Origin of the sequence: Pseudoalteromonas sp. P1-25, from assembly GCF_001401805.1 — a bacterium.
Classification (GTDB): Bacteria; Pseudomonadota; Gammaproteobacteria; order Enterobacterales; family Alteromonadaceae; genus Pseudoalteromonas.
Map to the genome: position 1 here is coordinate 81,546 of NZ_LKDW01000012.1, position 14,722 is coordinate 96,267.

Annotated in this window: 13 protein-coding genes and 1 tRNA gene; 8 read left to right on the plus strand and 6 right to left on the minus strand. The window is 39.9% G+C overall.

Features of this window, described 5'->3' with window-relative positions:
- Nucleotides 1–24: 24 nt before the first annotated feature.
- Genes AN393_RS09605 through AN393_RS09615 form a run of 3 tightly spaced genes read left to right on the plus strand, consistent with a single transcriptional unit; the run spans nt 25 to nt 2,027 of the window.
- On the plus strand, nt 25–753 hold the full coding sequence (locus AN393_RS09605; protein ID WP_055014678.1) for an SDR family NAD(P)-dependent oxidoreductase: 729 nt from the start codon (nt 25–27) through the stop codon (nt 751–753).
- A gap of 10 nt (nt 754–763) precedes the next feature.
- Entirely contained in the window at nt 764–1,603 is an 840-nt protein-coding gene (locus AN393_RS09610) for an amidohydrolase (protein ID WP_055017945.1), read from the plus strand.
- Nucleotides 1,604–1,655: 52 nt separating this feature from the next.
- The gene (locus AN393_RS09615) at nt 1,656–2,027 is read left to right on the plus strand and encodes a hypothetical protein (RefSeq protein WP_055014676.1); all 372 of its coding nucleotides are present in this window, start codon (nt 1,656–1,658) and stop codon (nt 2,025–2,027) included.
- Between the two features lie 130 nt (nt 2,028–2,157).
- On the opposite strand, the gene AN393_RS09620 is transcribed toward AN393_RS09615, so the two are convergent.
- From AN393_RS09620 to AN393_RS09635, 4 genes are all read right to left on the minus strand, one after another.
- Complete coding sequence (locus tag AN393_RS09620) at nt 2,158–3,333, minus strand: mandelate racemase/muconate lactonizing enzyme family protein (protein ID WP_055014675.1); 1,176 nt, start codon at nt 3,331–3,333, stop codon at nt 2,158–2,160.
- A 25-nt stretch (nt 3,334–3,358) separates the two neighbouring features.
- Nucleotides 3,359–4,126 carry a class II aldolase/adducin family protein gene (locus AN393_RS09625; RefSeq protein WP_055014674.1) on the minus strand — a complete coding sequence of 256 codons (768 nt, stop codon included), beginning with the start codon at nt 4,124–4,126 and terminating at the stop codon, nt 3,359–3,361.
- A gap of 166 nt (nt 4,127–4,292) precedes the next feature.
- A complete protein-coding gene (locus AN393_RS09630) occupies nt 4,293–4,616 on the minus strand; it encodes a c-type cytochrome (protein WP_004587649.1) in 324 nt (107 codons plus the stop codon).
- 160 nt (nt 4,617–4,776) lie between these two features.
- Nucleotides 4,777–5,316, minus strand: a complete 540-nt coding sequence (locus AN393_RS09635) for a DUF2058 domain-containing protein (RefSeq protein ID WP_004587650.1) — start codon at nt 5,314–5,316, stop codon at nt 4,777–4,779.
- Between the two features lie 199 nt (nt 5,317–5,515).
- Between AN393_RS09635 and AN393_RS09640 the strand changes: the two genes are divergently transcribed.
- The gene (locus tag AN393_RS09640; RefSeq protein WP_055014673.1) at nt 5,516–6,661 is read left to right on the plus strand and encodes an MFS transporter; all 1,146 of its coding nucleotides are present in this window, start codon (nt 5,516–5,518) and stop codon (nt 6,659–6,661) included.
- On the opposite strand, the gene AN393_RS09645 is transcribed toward AN393_RS09640, so the two are convergent.
- Entirely contained in the window at nt 6,628–7,128 is a 501-nt protein-coding gene (locus AN393_RS09645; protein ID WP_055017946.1) for a prolyl-tRNA synthetase associated domain-containing protein, read from the minus strand. The two genes, AN393_RS09640 and AN393_RS09645, sit on opposite strands and share 34 nt — an antisense overlap.
- A gap of 1 nt (nt 7,129) precedes the next feature.
- On the minus strand, nt 7,130–7,531 hold the full coding sequence (locus tag AN393_RS09650) for a hypothetical protein (RefSeq protein WP_055014671.1): 402 nt from the start codon (nt 7,529–7,531) through the stop codon (nt 7,130–7,132).
- A gap of 164 nt (nt 7,532–7,695) precedes the next feature.
- On the opposite strand from AN393_RS09650, the gene AN393_RS09655 reads away from it, so the two are divergent.
- The 4 genes from AN393_RS09655 (at nt 7,696) to AN393_RS09670 (ending at nt 14,689) form a co-directional block, all read left to right on the plus strand.
- Nucleotides 7,696–7,771 (plus strand) — tRNA-Ala (locus AN393_RS09655).
- Between the two features lie 154 nt (nt 7,772–7,925).
- Nucleotides 7,926–9,188: a PotD/PotF family extracellular solute-binding protein gene (locus AN393_RS09660; RefSeq protein WP_055017947.1), complete on the plus strand. Its 1,263-nt coding sequence runs from the start codon at nt 7,926–7,928 to the stop codon at nt 9,186–9,188.
- Nucleotides 9,188–12,406, plus strand: coding sequence for a hybrid sensor histidine kinase/response regulator (locus AN393_RS09665; protein ID WP_055017948.1), 3,219 nt, complete (start codon nt 9,188–9,190; stop codon nt 12,404–12,406). The genes AN393_RS09660 and AN393_RS09665 overlap by 1 nt, the downstream gene beginning before the upstream one ends.
- 57 nt (nt 12,407–12,463) lie before the next feature.
- Nucleotides 12,464–14,689 carry an EAL domain-containing protein gene (locus AN393_RS09670; protein ID WP_055017949.1) on the plus strand — a complete coding sequence of 742 codons (2,226 nt, stop codon included), beginning with the start codon at nt 12,464–12,466 and terminating at the stop codon, nt 14,687–14,689.
- The last annotated feature ends 33 nt before the right edge of the window (nt 14,690–14,722 follow it).

Here is a 14,722-nt window from a genome sequence, read left to right on the forward strand (position 1 = left end):
ACATCCCTAAAATTAGGAGCAAGTATGTCTAAGGTTGCTATTGTTACAGGCGGTACAAAAGGCATTGGATTAGCAGTTGTAAAGCGCTTTATTGAAGATGGCTACACGGTGCACAATTTAGATATTGAGTACAGCGAGCTGGGTACTTTTCACCAATGCGATGTGAGTAATGTTAGTGCTGTAAAAGCATGTATTACGGCCATTTGTAATCGAAGCCCGCGCATAGATGTACTTGTTTCTAACGCCGGTAAACACCTCAGTGCTAGCATAGAGGATACCGATGAGGACACCTTCGATGCGTTATTTGCATTGAACGTGAAAGGGGCCTATGCGGCTGTACAAAGTGTACTACCAAGCATGAAAGCGCAAAACAATGGCGCCATTATTTTAATAGCCTCAGATCAGGCAATAATTGGTAAACCTAACTCGTTTGCCTACAACCTGACAAAGCATGCTCTGGCTTCTATGGCAAAAACCACAGCGCTTGACTACGCGCAATTTAATATTCGCGCAAATGCGGTATGCCCAGGGACAATAGAAACCCCTCTATTTCATAACGCCATAGATGCTTATTGTAAAAAAAGCGGTGCTAATAAGGCAGATATAGTGGCAGAAGAGGCAAGCCTTCAACCCCTAAACCGCTTAGGCCAAGCTGATGAAGTTGCCGCGCTAGTTAGCTTTTTAGCAAGTGATGATGCAAGCTTTATAACCGGTAGCCTGCAAAGTATAGATGGCGGCTATACAACACAATGAGCACATGCCGATGAGCCAAAAAATTATTGACCCCCACGTGCATTTTTTTAACCTTGCCGAGGGGCAATATACCTGGCTGCAAGGCGAAAACCCACCAGCATGGCCAAATTTAGAGTTAATAAAACAACCTATTAGTGAAAAAAAGCTAATAGGGAGCAGTGACTTTACCCTCGCCGGTATAGTACATATAGAGGCTGGTTTTGATAACAACGCCCCCATTAACGAACTCAATTGGCTAACGGCGCATTTAAAAAAGCTCCCCTTTAAAGCCATTAGTTACGCACAGTTAGATTGCGTACCTGTGCAATTTGAAAAAGCAATTAACGACCTTGCACACCCGCATATAATCGGCATACGGGATATAACCGAAGGCGCAGACGCACAGCGATTATTTAACCCCGCTTGCTTTGGTAATTTGCAAACTCTTTGCCAGCAAGGGCTGCATTATGAAGCGCAGTTTGAGCTTGAAAATACTGTCGTAGCCGCTCAGCTTGCTCGTTACGCTAAGGCGCTGCCTCAGCTAAAAATAATAATAAACCATGGCGGCTTACCTAATAATATTAATAACTGGCAACAAAGCATTCGCATGCTAAGCGCGTACACTAATATAGCGATTAAGTTTTCGGGTTTTGAGCTTTTAGCGTTAAATTTACAACAGCAGCAATACTGTTTTGACACTTTGTTCTCGTACTTTGGCGAGCAGCGTATTATGTTTGCGAGTAACTTTCCGGTTTGCCAAATTAACGCAAGCTATAATGATGTTTGGCATAGCCATCAAGCCTTATGCAAAACAAATAAAATATGGCATAACCTCAGCTACGCAAATGCTAAGCATTTTTATAATATGTAGGGCGTGTTGATCTATATTAAATTTAACCACTTACTTAAATGCGGCAATGACTATGACACTACATTCGCGATTATCAGCCCTTGGCATCTTTACTATTTTAAGTGGTTGCGCGTCTAACACGCAGCCTACTCCTAAGCTGCATCATGCCTTACTTACCGCGCCAAATAGCCAAGCAGTTTCGCGTGTTATAGAGCGCCTAATGCATATAAAAAACATAAAACTTGCTGACGATGTATTTATGCACTCCAGCACCTTTACTCTTAAAAACACTAACCGTAGCGATATAACGGCTAATCAGCAGCGCAACTTTCCCGATCAATTTGAGCTAATGATAAACAATAACCGCTGCTATATACGCCACCTTGATAGTAAAGCCACCGCTGAAATAAACAGCGTTACGTGTTCAATTAACCCTTCTAATTAATCCCTTAAAATATTCAAGCGTTATTGCTCATAGGTATTAGGTGCGGTCACACAGCTATAAAGAAGCCGGTAAGTGAGCTATCACTTACCGGCTTTTACTTTTAAACAATAGTATTTAAATAACGCTTAGGCTATTTAATTTCTACACGCTGCGAGCGCATAACAATCTCATCGTTTAATTCAATGCCTAAGCCTGGCTCTTCTGATACTTCAAAAAAGCCATTTTTAGGCTGTGGATCTTGTAAGCACAGCTCACGGTTCCACTTTTTAATGGCATAAGTATGATGCTCATGAATCAAAAAGTTTGGAATAGCGGTTTCTAAATGCAATGATGCGGCAGTCGCAACGGGACCACCACATACGTGCGCCTGAATACGCACATCAAAAATATCGGCGTAGTCACATACTTTTTTAGTTTCAGTAAAACCACCGCATAAGCCGATATCAGGCTGTAGTACATCAATGCTTTGATCTTCTAAATAAGGGCGCACACCCCAGCGGTTGTATAAACGCTCGCCACCAGCAATGGGCACGGCCACTTTATCGGCTACTTTTGCATGTAAAGAATGATTTAAGTAGTTAACGGGTTCCTCGTAGTACATACAATCAAACTCTTCGGCTATTTCGCCAATTTGAATAGCAGAAGTTGCGCCAGGCAAGCTGTGGCATTCAAAAATAATATCCACTTCATCACCCACCGCTTCACGTATAGCTTGCATACGCGCACGGTATAACTTCATTTCACCACGAGAAATAATTTTAGTGCGGTCGTAATATGTATTCCCGTCTTTATCGTATTGAATAGGGTCAACTTTAACTGCATCATAGCCTTCGCCAACCGCTTTTAACGCTGCTTCTGCGTATTCTTGCGGTTGTACTAGCGCTTTAAACTCGCTGTCCCAGTCAAACTGTAGCTGCGATGCGTAAGTACGTAGTTTATCGTTTACTTTACCGCCCAGTAGTTGATACACAGGTAAGCCAAGTGCTTTACCTTTTATATCCCAAAGTGCTGTATCTATGGCGCTCATCGCTGCATACACAACAGGGCCGCCACCTAAACCCCAAAAGCTTTCGCGTAACATACGCGACCATAACTTTTCGGTTTGAAATGGGTCGTGCCCAATTAAAAAAGCATCAGCCATTTCTTTTATCATTGCTGCCGCTGCGCTGTGGCCTAAATCGTAAGCTAAACCAGCTTCACCTACACCACTAATACCTTCATCGGTATGAATACGTACAAAAACCGGCGTCCAAGCTGGACGCTCTGGGCAATGAATATCAAATACTTCTACGCGATTTACTTTCATTAAAATTCCTTATTAGCCACGCAGGCTATTGTGCAAAACTGGGATCAAGTCGGTACGCTTTTCGTAACATGGCAGGCCACGCTAATTGCCCGCCTGTACTGCCACTATGTACCACATTAGCTTGGTTATAAATATTGTCGATAATTGGCTGTGGCACCGGTATAACCTCTTGTGAACTGGCTTGTAATGCAAGCTGAATTTCGCAGGCACGTTGCAAGTCATAAAAACGCATAAAGGCATCGCCTACGGTTGGCCCTACGGTTAAGCCACCATGATTTACCAATAGCATATGATTGGTACTGCCTAAATCATCTTGTAATACTTTGCGCTCGTCATCATTTACAGCTAACCCCTCGTAGCCATGGTACGACAGCGAAGGGAGCGAAAACATAGAATATTGGCTTAGTGGCAATAGGCCATTTTTTTGTGTCGCAACGGCAATGGTTTCTTTGGTATGTAAGTGAATAACACAGTGAGCATCTTCACGCACTTCGTGAATGGCGCTATGAATAGTAAACCCCGCAGGGTTAATACTAAACGGAGTATCATCAATAATATTGCCGTGCAAATCAACCTTTACCAGGTTTGATGCGGTTACTTCGTCAAACGTTAAGCCAAATGCATTTACAAGGTAATGATCAGTCCCTGGTAAACGGGCCGATAGATGCGTGTATATTAAATCCCCCCAACGAAAATGCTCTACTAATCGGTAGCACGCTGCTAAATCTACGCGCAATTGCCACTCTTGCTCCGATACTTTATTTTTTAAATCTAGTTGGGGTAAATCAATCATAATCAGCCTTTTAAAATACGTACAACAACACAAGTACGAATAGATGTTTAGAAGTCTAAAGCAGTATTAATTTTATAGCAAACACAAACAAAACAGCCACACAAATGTGTGGCTGTTTACGCTTCGCTTTAATTTAAAACGATAATACGTTTTTAAACGCGGTGCTTTATTTTACCTTTGAAAGGTAGTCTGCAATCGCTTCAAACTCTTCGTCCGTTACTGTTGCAACCATTGCTTTCATTGCCGCGGTCATACCATTACTACGTGCGCCCGATTTAATATCTTTCATTTGGGCCACTAAATAGTCTTTGTTTTGACCATTAATTTTAGGGTATGCGCCCATAATAGGTGCTTTACCTTCTGCACCATGACATGTTTGACACATTTTTTGGGTGTAAAGGGCTTCGCCATCAGCAGCGGCGGCGTTAAACGAAAAACTTGCGGCTAAACTAATACCCGCGCCTACTATTAGTGCTTTCATCTTGCTCATTATATTCACTCTTCTTTTTGACGGTTAGAAAATAGTCTATTGATTGTAGTAAACAATCTGGTAAAAAGCATACGTATCAATTTACGTTAGGCGATCAAACAAACATGACTACGTTTTCAGCCATTGTTGTTAACTGTAGCAAACAATACTGAACAGACACTTACCATACTAAATCATCTGGTACTTCAAAGTCTGCATAGGGGTCGTCTTCGTCTTTTGGTTTGTTTTCAGGTTCAACATGAAAAACAATGTACTTTTCATCAACTTCTGCGACTTTACGCGCCGGTTCATCATCAAGTACGTAAAACTGCCCTTCCAGTACACAAATAGCTAAACGGCCACCCGATAACGCTTTTTGGGTTTTCTCGTTTACGTCTATCCCTTTTACTTTGTTGTCGTAAGTAAAATTAAAGGTACGCTCACCGCGGATAGAGTCTTGGTTATGGTGCTCAAGTATTTGCTTAACACGAGCAACTTGCTCACGTTGCTTAAGCTCTTCTTGGCGCGACTGGTTAAGTTCTTCAGCCTTTTTTTGCTGCTCTAATTTAGTTTGCTGTATATGCTTTTGCAGATCACTTGGGTTACTAGTAGCCCCCTTTTTTTGCTTTTTTTGTTGCTTACGTTTTTCTGACTTAGCAACTTTAGCTTTGTGCGATGTTGTTAACCCTGCTTGCAGCAATTGGTCTTGTAATGAACCCATGGCTTTGTTCCACTAAAAACTTATATTAGGTTTATTTTAATCACCAACGACTACAAATAACAGTGCTATTAGCATTAATCTAGCAAAGGGCTGAATATACACTTTGATTTAGCGCAATTGTTAATGATTTAACCTATGAAATATAAGCCATTTTTCATATACTTTGGCTAACTTATCAGCTTATATTTTAAGCCTAACAATGCGCTTTGCTCACTTACTTATTTGCTCGGTGTTTATATTTTTTGTGCTGTACGCACCTCAGCCTTTATTAAACTTATTTGCTAACGAATTTAGCGTGTCCCCAGCGCTTGCCGGCAGCTTAATGAGCGTAACCATGCTGCCTTTAGCAATAGCTCCTTTTATTTATGGGCTTTTTTTAGCCAAGCAAAACCCACTTGTTATTTTACGTATTGCTATGTTTATTTTAGGGGGGAGCTGCATACTGTTTACAGCTGCGCCCAGTTTTGAGCTATTACTTCTGGTGCGTTTTATACAAGGCTTAACTTTACCTGCCGCACTTACCGCGATGACGAGCTACATTGGTATACGCTACAGCGCAAATGCCTTACAAAAAAATATGACCTTATACATAGGCAGTACCATAGCTGGAGGTTACTTTGGCCGAGTATTGGCGGCGTTATTTAGTGATGTGTGGCATTGGCAAAGTTTTTATTATGTTATTTCGTTTGTACTTATTGGCCTAGCTATAAATATAAAGCCTACGGGCTTTGTGATACCTGTTATGCCAGCACATACGCCGCTAACGTATATTAAACAGCTAAAAGATGCAGCAATATTAAAATTGTATGGTGCCGTTTTTTGTATGTTTTTTTGCTTTGCGGCCTTATTAAATTACCTTCCGTTTATTTTGCAACACACCTTTTTAATTACAAATACTCGCGATATAGGTTTAGTGTACAGCGGCTACTTAATCGGTGCTTTAGCCTCTATTGCCACACCTTGGCTTGCTAAAAAAGCGCCTTCGCCTTGGCATTTACTGGCTGCGGTTTTTATCGTATATAACTTAAGCATAGTGTTACTTATAAGCCAGCAACTGAGTGTGTTTTTAATCGCATTTACGATATTTTGTGCTGCTATGTTTGTTATTCACTCAAGTGCAGCCCCGCTTGTTAACAAGATTAGCAAGGCACCTGCAAGTGTAACAAATGGCGGGTATGTATCGTTTTATTACAGTGGCGGAGCGCTGGGCTCGTTATTACCAGGTATTGTTTATCAGCACTCAGGGCAAACTGCATTTATGCTTTGCTTACTGAGTGTGTGTTTTATTGGTTTAGTCTTAGTCACGTTAGGCTATCGAGAAGGTAAAAACATTACCCGAGGCTGATGCCCTGTATGCTTAAAAAATATGTTTAAATCATTTTTTGTAAGCAGCCAAGTTTGGGTGTTTTCAAACGGGTGACAATGAAACAGCTCATTAAACCAAATATCTTGATCAAGCCACAAAGTGACCTTGCTTTGTTTGTCGTTTGCCAGAGCAAGCATAGACACACAGCCTGGTTGTACTTTTAAATACCGCGCTAGGCGCTCACTTGAAGCAAACCCCAACCGAGAAAGCCCTTGTTGCTTAGATAAGGTTTTTAAATCGAGTTGTTTGTCGTGTGCGGTGATCACTAAAAAGTGATTTTTTCCTTCATTATCACGCAAAAACAAATTTTTAAGTCGCGTACCTGGGCGTTCTACCATAAATGCATCAGCATCTAAACTAGTATGTAACGCAGGATGTTCTATCACATCGTAATTTATACCTAATTGCGCTAATAGCTGCGCAAGCTTTGCTTTATCGGCCAACATACTACAAACAACGCCCTCTTAGCTGCACACTTAAGTCTCGCCACAATACTTGTGTAATTTCGTGTTTATTTTCACAGTAGTTATTTTCACTTAGGGTTTGATTTAAAAACCTGACGGCTTCATCCTCCAGCTTAAGTTTTAATACACTGGAGTCTTCGAAGTGTTCTTGTTCTATGTAACGTTTTACATCAGAGCGGCTCGGTCTTTTCTCGCCTCGTCCGCCGTTATTTAAGTTTATGTTACTACGGTGCTTGGCCTTAACCGAAACAACATAAGCAAATACTTTATTACCCTGCTCATCTACGTTTTCATAAAACTGTTTGTTATTTATTTCATAAGGAGGCGCTTCATTACTTGCACAGCCGGCAAGCAGCAAAGCAAGTATACAGATACTTTTTTTCATTGTTTTTGTCGTTTCGCGAGGTATTTTTCACGAGTCTATCAAAAATAAACGATAACAGTTAAATATTGCTAAAAAATACTTGACCAATTTTATAAAAATATTTAAAGTTCACCCCGCTTGGAACTCAGCAACCAAGTAATTACAACTATGTAATTTAGGAATGTGGGGCTATAGCTCAGCTGGGAGAGCGCCTGCCTTGCACGCAGGAGGTCAGCAGTTCGATCCTGCTTAGCTCCACCACTTTCCTACTCTTCTATTATTTCCTATTTTTAATCATCTTATTATTCTATTATTTTTTACACTCTCATTTTTATATTTGCTCATTCCTTGTTTGTTTAGTCTTTGTTGTCTATAAATTATCTCATCTGTAGCGTTCATACTTTTGGCTTAAACAATGGATATACCTAAACGCACCACGTTAAAAAAGCTTGCTGTCATTGGTTTAACTGCGGGCGTGGTTACCCATGTACCTTATGTGTTTGCCAGAAAAAAAATAACCTTAAGAGTGTTAGGAACGCATGTCACGCTGCAAGAGGCTATTCGTAAACAAGCAATGCTTGATTTGGGTATAAATATAGAGTTTTCCCCTGCAGGTAGCGCTGCCGTATTACAAAAAGCCTCCATGGACCCTAGCTCCTTTGACTTATACGAACAGTGGTCAAACAGTATTAATGTACTGTGGCGAGCAGGGACGATTCAAGCCATAGAAAAAAAGCGACTAACCTACTTTAATGAAATAAATTCTCTGACTAAAACGGGTAAACTCACTCCCGAGGCCAAATTGGGCGCAGGCGACGCCCCTTATAAACTACTCAATGTACAAGAGAATGGCACACTAAGTGCAAACGAAAGCGATCATATTAGCTTTTTACCTTATGTACATAATGTTGACTCTTTTGGCTATAACACTGCCATGATTAAGCCTGGTATTGCTTATGAAACTGAAAGCTGGGGCTGGCTACTGGATGATGCGCACCGAGGCAAAGTCGGCATTGTAAATGCACCCACAATAGGCTTGTTTGACCTGGCTTTGGCAGCACAAAGCAAAGGATTGATAACATTTAAAGATATTGGTGCGATTACTCGCTCTGAGCTTGACCGTTTATTTAGTATTTTAATTGACTATAAACGACAGGGGCATTTTGCGGGTTATTGGAACTCGGTGCCAGAGTCTATTGAATTTATGAAAAGCCAACGCGTGCATATTGAAAGTATGTTTTCTCCTGCTGTTGCCTCACTAAATAGTCAAAATATTAACGTACGATTTGCCGCCCCAAAAGAGGGCTACCGAGGCTGGCATGGGGTCATGTGCTTATCATCACAGGTTAATAATAACCAAAAAGATGCCGCATACGATTACATGAACTGGTGGCTTTCGGGGTGGGCGGGCGCATTTATTGCTCGCCAAGGATATTACATTAGTAACCCGCAGCGCTCAAAAGCAATGCTTTCACCAAGCGAATGGGATTACTGGTACTTAGGAAAGCCCACTTCGGTTAACTTGCTAAACACCCAGAAACAGGTCGCAGTAAAGGCCGGTGAGCAGCGAAATGGCGGTAGCTATTTAAAACGTTTAAGCAATGTAGCTGTTTGGAATAGCGTTATGCCTACTTACGATTACAGCTTACAAAAATGGTATGAGTTAATAAGCAGATAATGATAACCCGCTCAATAAAATCTAAAATAATAATTGCCTTATGCGTTTTAATTACCTTATTAATTTTGCAAAGTTACTTATTCAATTATTCGCAAAATTCGCTTTTTGAGCTACAAAACGCGCAGCACAAAGCATTATTACAAAGTGAAGCTGTCACCCGCTTAGAAAACGATGTGATTTCTTTGCAAAGCCAAGCCATAGCTTATTTAGATCATGCTAATAGCAATACTATTGATAAGTTTAATATGCACTATAATGATGCAAAAATGGATTTAGGCAGGCTTAGTAAACATATAGAAGAATATGATGAAAGCTATCAAAGCAACATTAAGCGCCTCAACGAGTATTTAAATAATTACCAAGATACGTTTAACCGGGTGGTCGTTAACAGAACTAAGCGAGAGCAGTTGTACCTTTCACAGTTTAAGCAGCCTATTGACACACTAAAAGCGCAACTTAATAAGCTGGAGAAAAGCACGCTTGGTAACAAACAGACAATAATAGTGAATATCCTTTTAACTATTAGCAATATAGAACAGGCAGCAAACAACTATTTACACAAGCCAAATTATGATGAAGCAAAAAATGTGCAAGATAACCTAGCACACTTAAACACCCTGCTTGCGCGCATTGAAACCGCTAATACTATCCAATTTAATAATACTGACGAGCTTGAGCAAGCATATAGCCAATTAGTTATATTAACGCGCAGTTATACGTTTTCTATAAATGTAGTTTTAACTGGAATAGAAAACGAGCTCCTTTACCTAGCCGAAAAAATCAGAGCTATTGAGAAACAAAAGCTCACCCAAACAGAGCAGCAGCTGAGAGAGCACGTACTCAAAAGTACAGAGATGGGAAATCTATTTGCGGCTTTAATCTCCGTCATAATTACGATAATCACCTTTTTTATTTTTAACTCCGTCATTAAGCCTATCGCACAGTTAACCAAGCTGCTAAAAGATATGAGTAATGAAAAACAAGTTACACTTAATAGTAATACACACCATCAAAATGAAATTAACTCTGTTATTACCGCGGCCAATGCGCTGTATTTAAAAAATAAGCAAACAAAAGAGCTACTAGCAGAAACGCAAGCGCTTAATTCAAAAATGGAATCAATGAATAAAGAGCTTACACTGGCCATCACTCAAGCAAAAAATGCCAACCAAGCGAAAAGCGACTTTGTTGCTAATATGAGCCATGAGCTACGTACGCCCATGAATGGTATTTTAGGCATGCTACAGCTTTTACAAAGCAGCGCCCTGCCACCCAAGCAAAAACACTACGCCGATAAAGCCTTTTCAAGTGCCCAAAACCTTCTGCAAATTCTAAATAACGTGCTCGATTTTTCTAAACTTGAGTCTGATAAAGTCAAACTTGAATCAATCCCTTTCACTTTGCATACCGTGGTGTCTAATGTAAAAAATTTATTCTCGGTGAACGCTAAACAAAAAGGGTTGCGCCTTAATTTTGTATTACATGTTGATGCAGGGCTAGAGCTGATGGGTGATCCGCTGCATTTAAGTCAAATTATTAATAACTGTGTAGGTAATGCAATTAAATTTACAGATCGCGGTGAAGTAACAGTAACGATTGAAGCCACCACACAAAATGAACAGCAAATTCAATTGCGCTTTGGTATTAAAGACACTGGCATAGGCATGACCCCAGAGCAAACAGCATCCATTTTTGACTCGTTCTACCAAGGCGACTCTAGTACAACACGCAAATATGGGGGAACAGGGCTAGGCTTAACCATTTGTAAGCAGCTTACTAAGTTGCTAGGTGGCGAAATACAAGTACGCAGTACACCACAGCTAGGCAGTGAGTTTTACTTTACACTCCCATTTAAAATGACCAATAAAGAAGCACTTAAAAAACATGCGCTACTTATTAGCCCCGATAATGAGCAAATAAAATCACTCACCGCGTTGTTAAGCAACGCCGATATTACGGCAGAAATTACCCAAGAGCCGTTGCGTGCAATTGCAAAAATGTCTCAACCCAGTAACCCTTTTAATATTGTTATTATGTCGTTGCCGCATAAAGAGCTAAAAGATAATTTTATTTTGCAGCAACTGTACTTACAAAAACAAAAAAATAAACATAAGTTACTGCTTATTCTACTTATTAGCGATCAAGAACACCCACACTCAATCCCCGATAGCGACCATATTGATATTTTAACAATAGGCAATACCGATACTGAGTCACAGTTAATGCGTTTATTATTGCCCGAAACAACGCAGCTTAAAGAGGGAGAGTCTTACCCACAATATACTGGTTATACTGCACTTACTGTAGATGATAACCCTGTAAACCAAGAGATTCTTGAAGCACTGTTAACTAAAATGAATATGACCGTTATCTCTGCAAATAACGGTGAAGAGGCCCTAATAAAAGTAGAAGAAAGTGCAATTGATATTATATTTATGGACATTCAAATGCCTGTTATGGATGGTTTAGAAGCCACACGTATACTACGCCAAAGAGGTTATACGCTTCCAATCGTTGCAGTTACGGCAGCTGTATTACCTAATGATAAAAAAGCCGCTATAAGAGCAGGCATGGACGACTTTTTAGTGAAGCCGCTGTTATTTGGCCTGCTTTGCAATACCGTAGAAAAACATTTAAAAAAGGCCCAAACGCTGAGTACATTAAATCTCGCTGTAGCAAAGGATAACCTCGAAGATAATAATGAACTCATCAATTCAATCTTTTCTAAATTTGACAGTGACTATAGCCAATTTATGGAAACAACCTTAAAGCATTTAAAAAATAATGAGCATGAAGCATTAGTGAGGGAACTGCATAATTTAAAAGGCCTCGCTGGCACACTAGGTTTAGAGCGACTTGAGCAAAGCGCCAAAAAAATTGAATTAGAACTGATAAATAACACTCACCCTGATTTTAGCGCTTTTAATGAACAACTAACCTTAGCACTTTATGCCATTAAACAGTTGCAGGTAACTAATACTTACAACCAGCAGGCCGGCGCAATTAATTTAGAGCAAAGCCCAGATACATTAATTGATGAGGTATATTCTTTAGCGTTATCTGCTCGTCCTATTCCTAGTAAATTAATTAGAGCAGTTGAGCTTCAAAAATTCGAGCAATCTCATCCATTATTTAAGCTAAAAGAGGCAATTGATAACTTTAACTACGCTTTAGTAATTAAACTGATTGATAAGTACAGAAATAACTATAAAAACTAGACAATTATGGCAACTATAAACTAACTTTAATGAGTAATTAAAGAATAAGGATTTAGTGTGCATTCAACCTTTCTTGCTAGCAATAATAAACCGGTAGTAAATCAACAGCGAAAACCTTTGATTCTCATAGTTGATGATGAACCTAGCAACCTACATGTACTAGTGGAAGGCCTACTTGCAGACTACGATGTACGCATTTCAACAAGCGGTGAGCAAGCGCTTGTATTTATAGAGTCCACCCGCCCTGATTTAATTTTACTCGATATTATGATGCCGGGCATGGACGGTTATGAAGTATGTAAAATACTTAAGGCAAAGCAAAACACCAAAGGCATCCCTATCATTTTTGTTACTGCTCTTACAGAAGAAGAATCTGAAGAGAAAGGCTTTGCCATGGGAGCTATTGACTATATCCATAAGCCTTATAAGTTAGCTTTGGTTAGAGCACGTATACGCACACACATTACTGCGCAAGGCATGTTAGACAGACTTATAGAAAAAAACTTTGATTTGCACGATAAATTATTAGAAATAGAGGCCCTTGCAAAAGAGTTAAGTCAGCGTGAAGAAGAGCTTAAGCAACTCTCATCTAAACAAAAATTATTTTATCAAGCCCTTACTAGTACGGCCGATGGTGTTGTTATCACTAATAGCGAAGGGAAGATTATTGCTGTTAATCCATCTTTTTGTAGAATTACAGGCTATTGCGAAGCTGAATCACTGGAAATGGACTTAAAAGATATTAAGCAAAATAACCACCCAAGTATTAGCTTTGATGAAGTGTGGAAACACGCAAACGAAGCAGGTTACTGGAGCGGCGAGCTTGTAACACGACGAAAAAATGGGGAACTCTACCCTGAGCTTTTAACACTTAGTATGGTTAAAAGCGAACAAGACGCCAATATACATTACATTGGTGTATTTAGTGATATCTCCAGCGTGAAAGTAACACAAGAACGAATAGATTATTTAACGTGGCACGATGAGCTTACTAAGCTACCTAATCGTAATGGCTTTTTGAAACAATTAGAGCAACAGTTACAAGATTGCAGTAACGATAAAACGTGTGCCTATATTTATATTATCGATATCGACAGCTTTCACTCCATTAATGATGGTTTAGGGCTTTTAGCAGGAGATAATATTTTAAAGGAGCTTGCTCAGCGTATTCATGCCAGTTTAGATAAAAAAGATATTATTGCACGCTTAGGCAGTGATGAATTTGCAGCCTTATGTAGTGTAGATAAAGGAGTTGGACGCACACGTGCGCAATCAATAGCAGAGAGCAAAGCACAAGAGCTTTTACACGCAGTTAACCGCCCTTTTGACGTTGATGGGCAAGAAGTGAGCTTAACAATTAGTATAGGCACTTATATTTTCCCACGTGACGATGTCTGGGAAAGTGCGATTGAAACTATCAGAAATTGTGAAGCTGCCTGTTATAAAGCCAAAGAAAAAGGCGGAAACAGAGTTACATTTTTTGATACCACATTTGGTGAGCAAGCTAAACGACGCTTTGAGATTGAGCAAGATTTAAGAAAAGCCATCCCTCAAAATGAGCTATCTATATTTTTACAGTCACAATTTGATAGCAAGCAAACATTAAAAGGCGCTGAAGTTCTGTTGCGCTGGGAACACCCTCAAAAAGGGTTTATAAGCCCCTGTGAGTTTATATCAATAGCCGAAGAATCAGATGTTATTTTTGAGCTGGATTGCTGGGTTACTACCCATGCGCTTAACTTACTTACCAAGCTGAAATATAACCATCCAAGTTTAAATATTTCGGTTAATATAAGCGGCCGGCACTTTCATGAAGCGCGTTTTTTAAACTTTATAAGCGAGCAAATTAAACGTGTTGATATTAATCCTCAGCAACTGACTATAGAAATTATAGAAGGGACGCTACTAAATCACATGGAAGCCGCCATTGAAGCCGTACACTGCCTTAAAAAGCTGGGCGTACGCGTATCGATAGATGACTTTGGTACTGGCTACTCAAGTTTAACGTATTTAAAGCAGCTACCCATTCATGAACTTAAAATAGATCGCTCATTTGTACTCGAAGCCCCCACTGATAACAACGATAAATTAATTATTGATATGATTGTAAGCCTTGGCAGGTTATTTCAGTTAGAAGTCGTTGCGGAGGGGGTCGAGAATCAATCGCACTTTGACTTATTACAAGAGTATCCGGAAGTTATCTTACAAGGGTACCATCTGCATCGGCCTGAACCATTAAAAGATTGGTTAGAGAAGCTAAGTCACACTTTACAAAATGCATAAAAAAACGCCGATTTAACAATCGGCGTTTTTTTC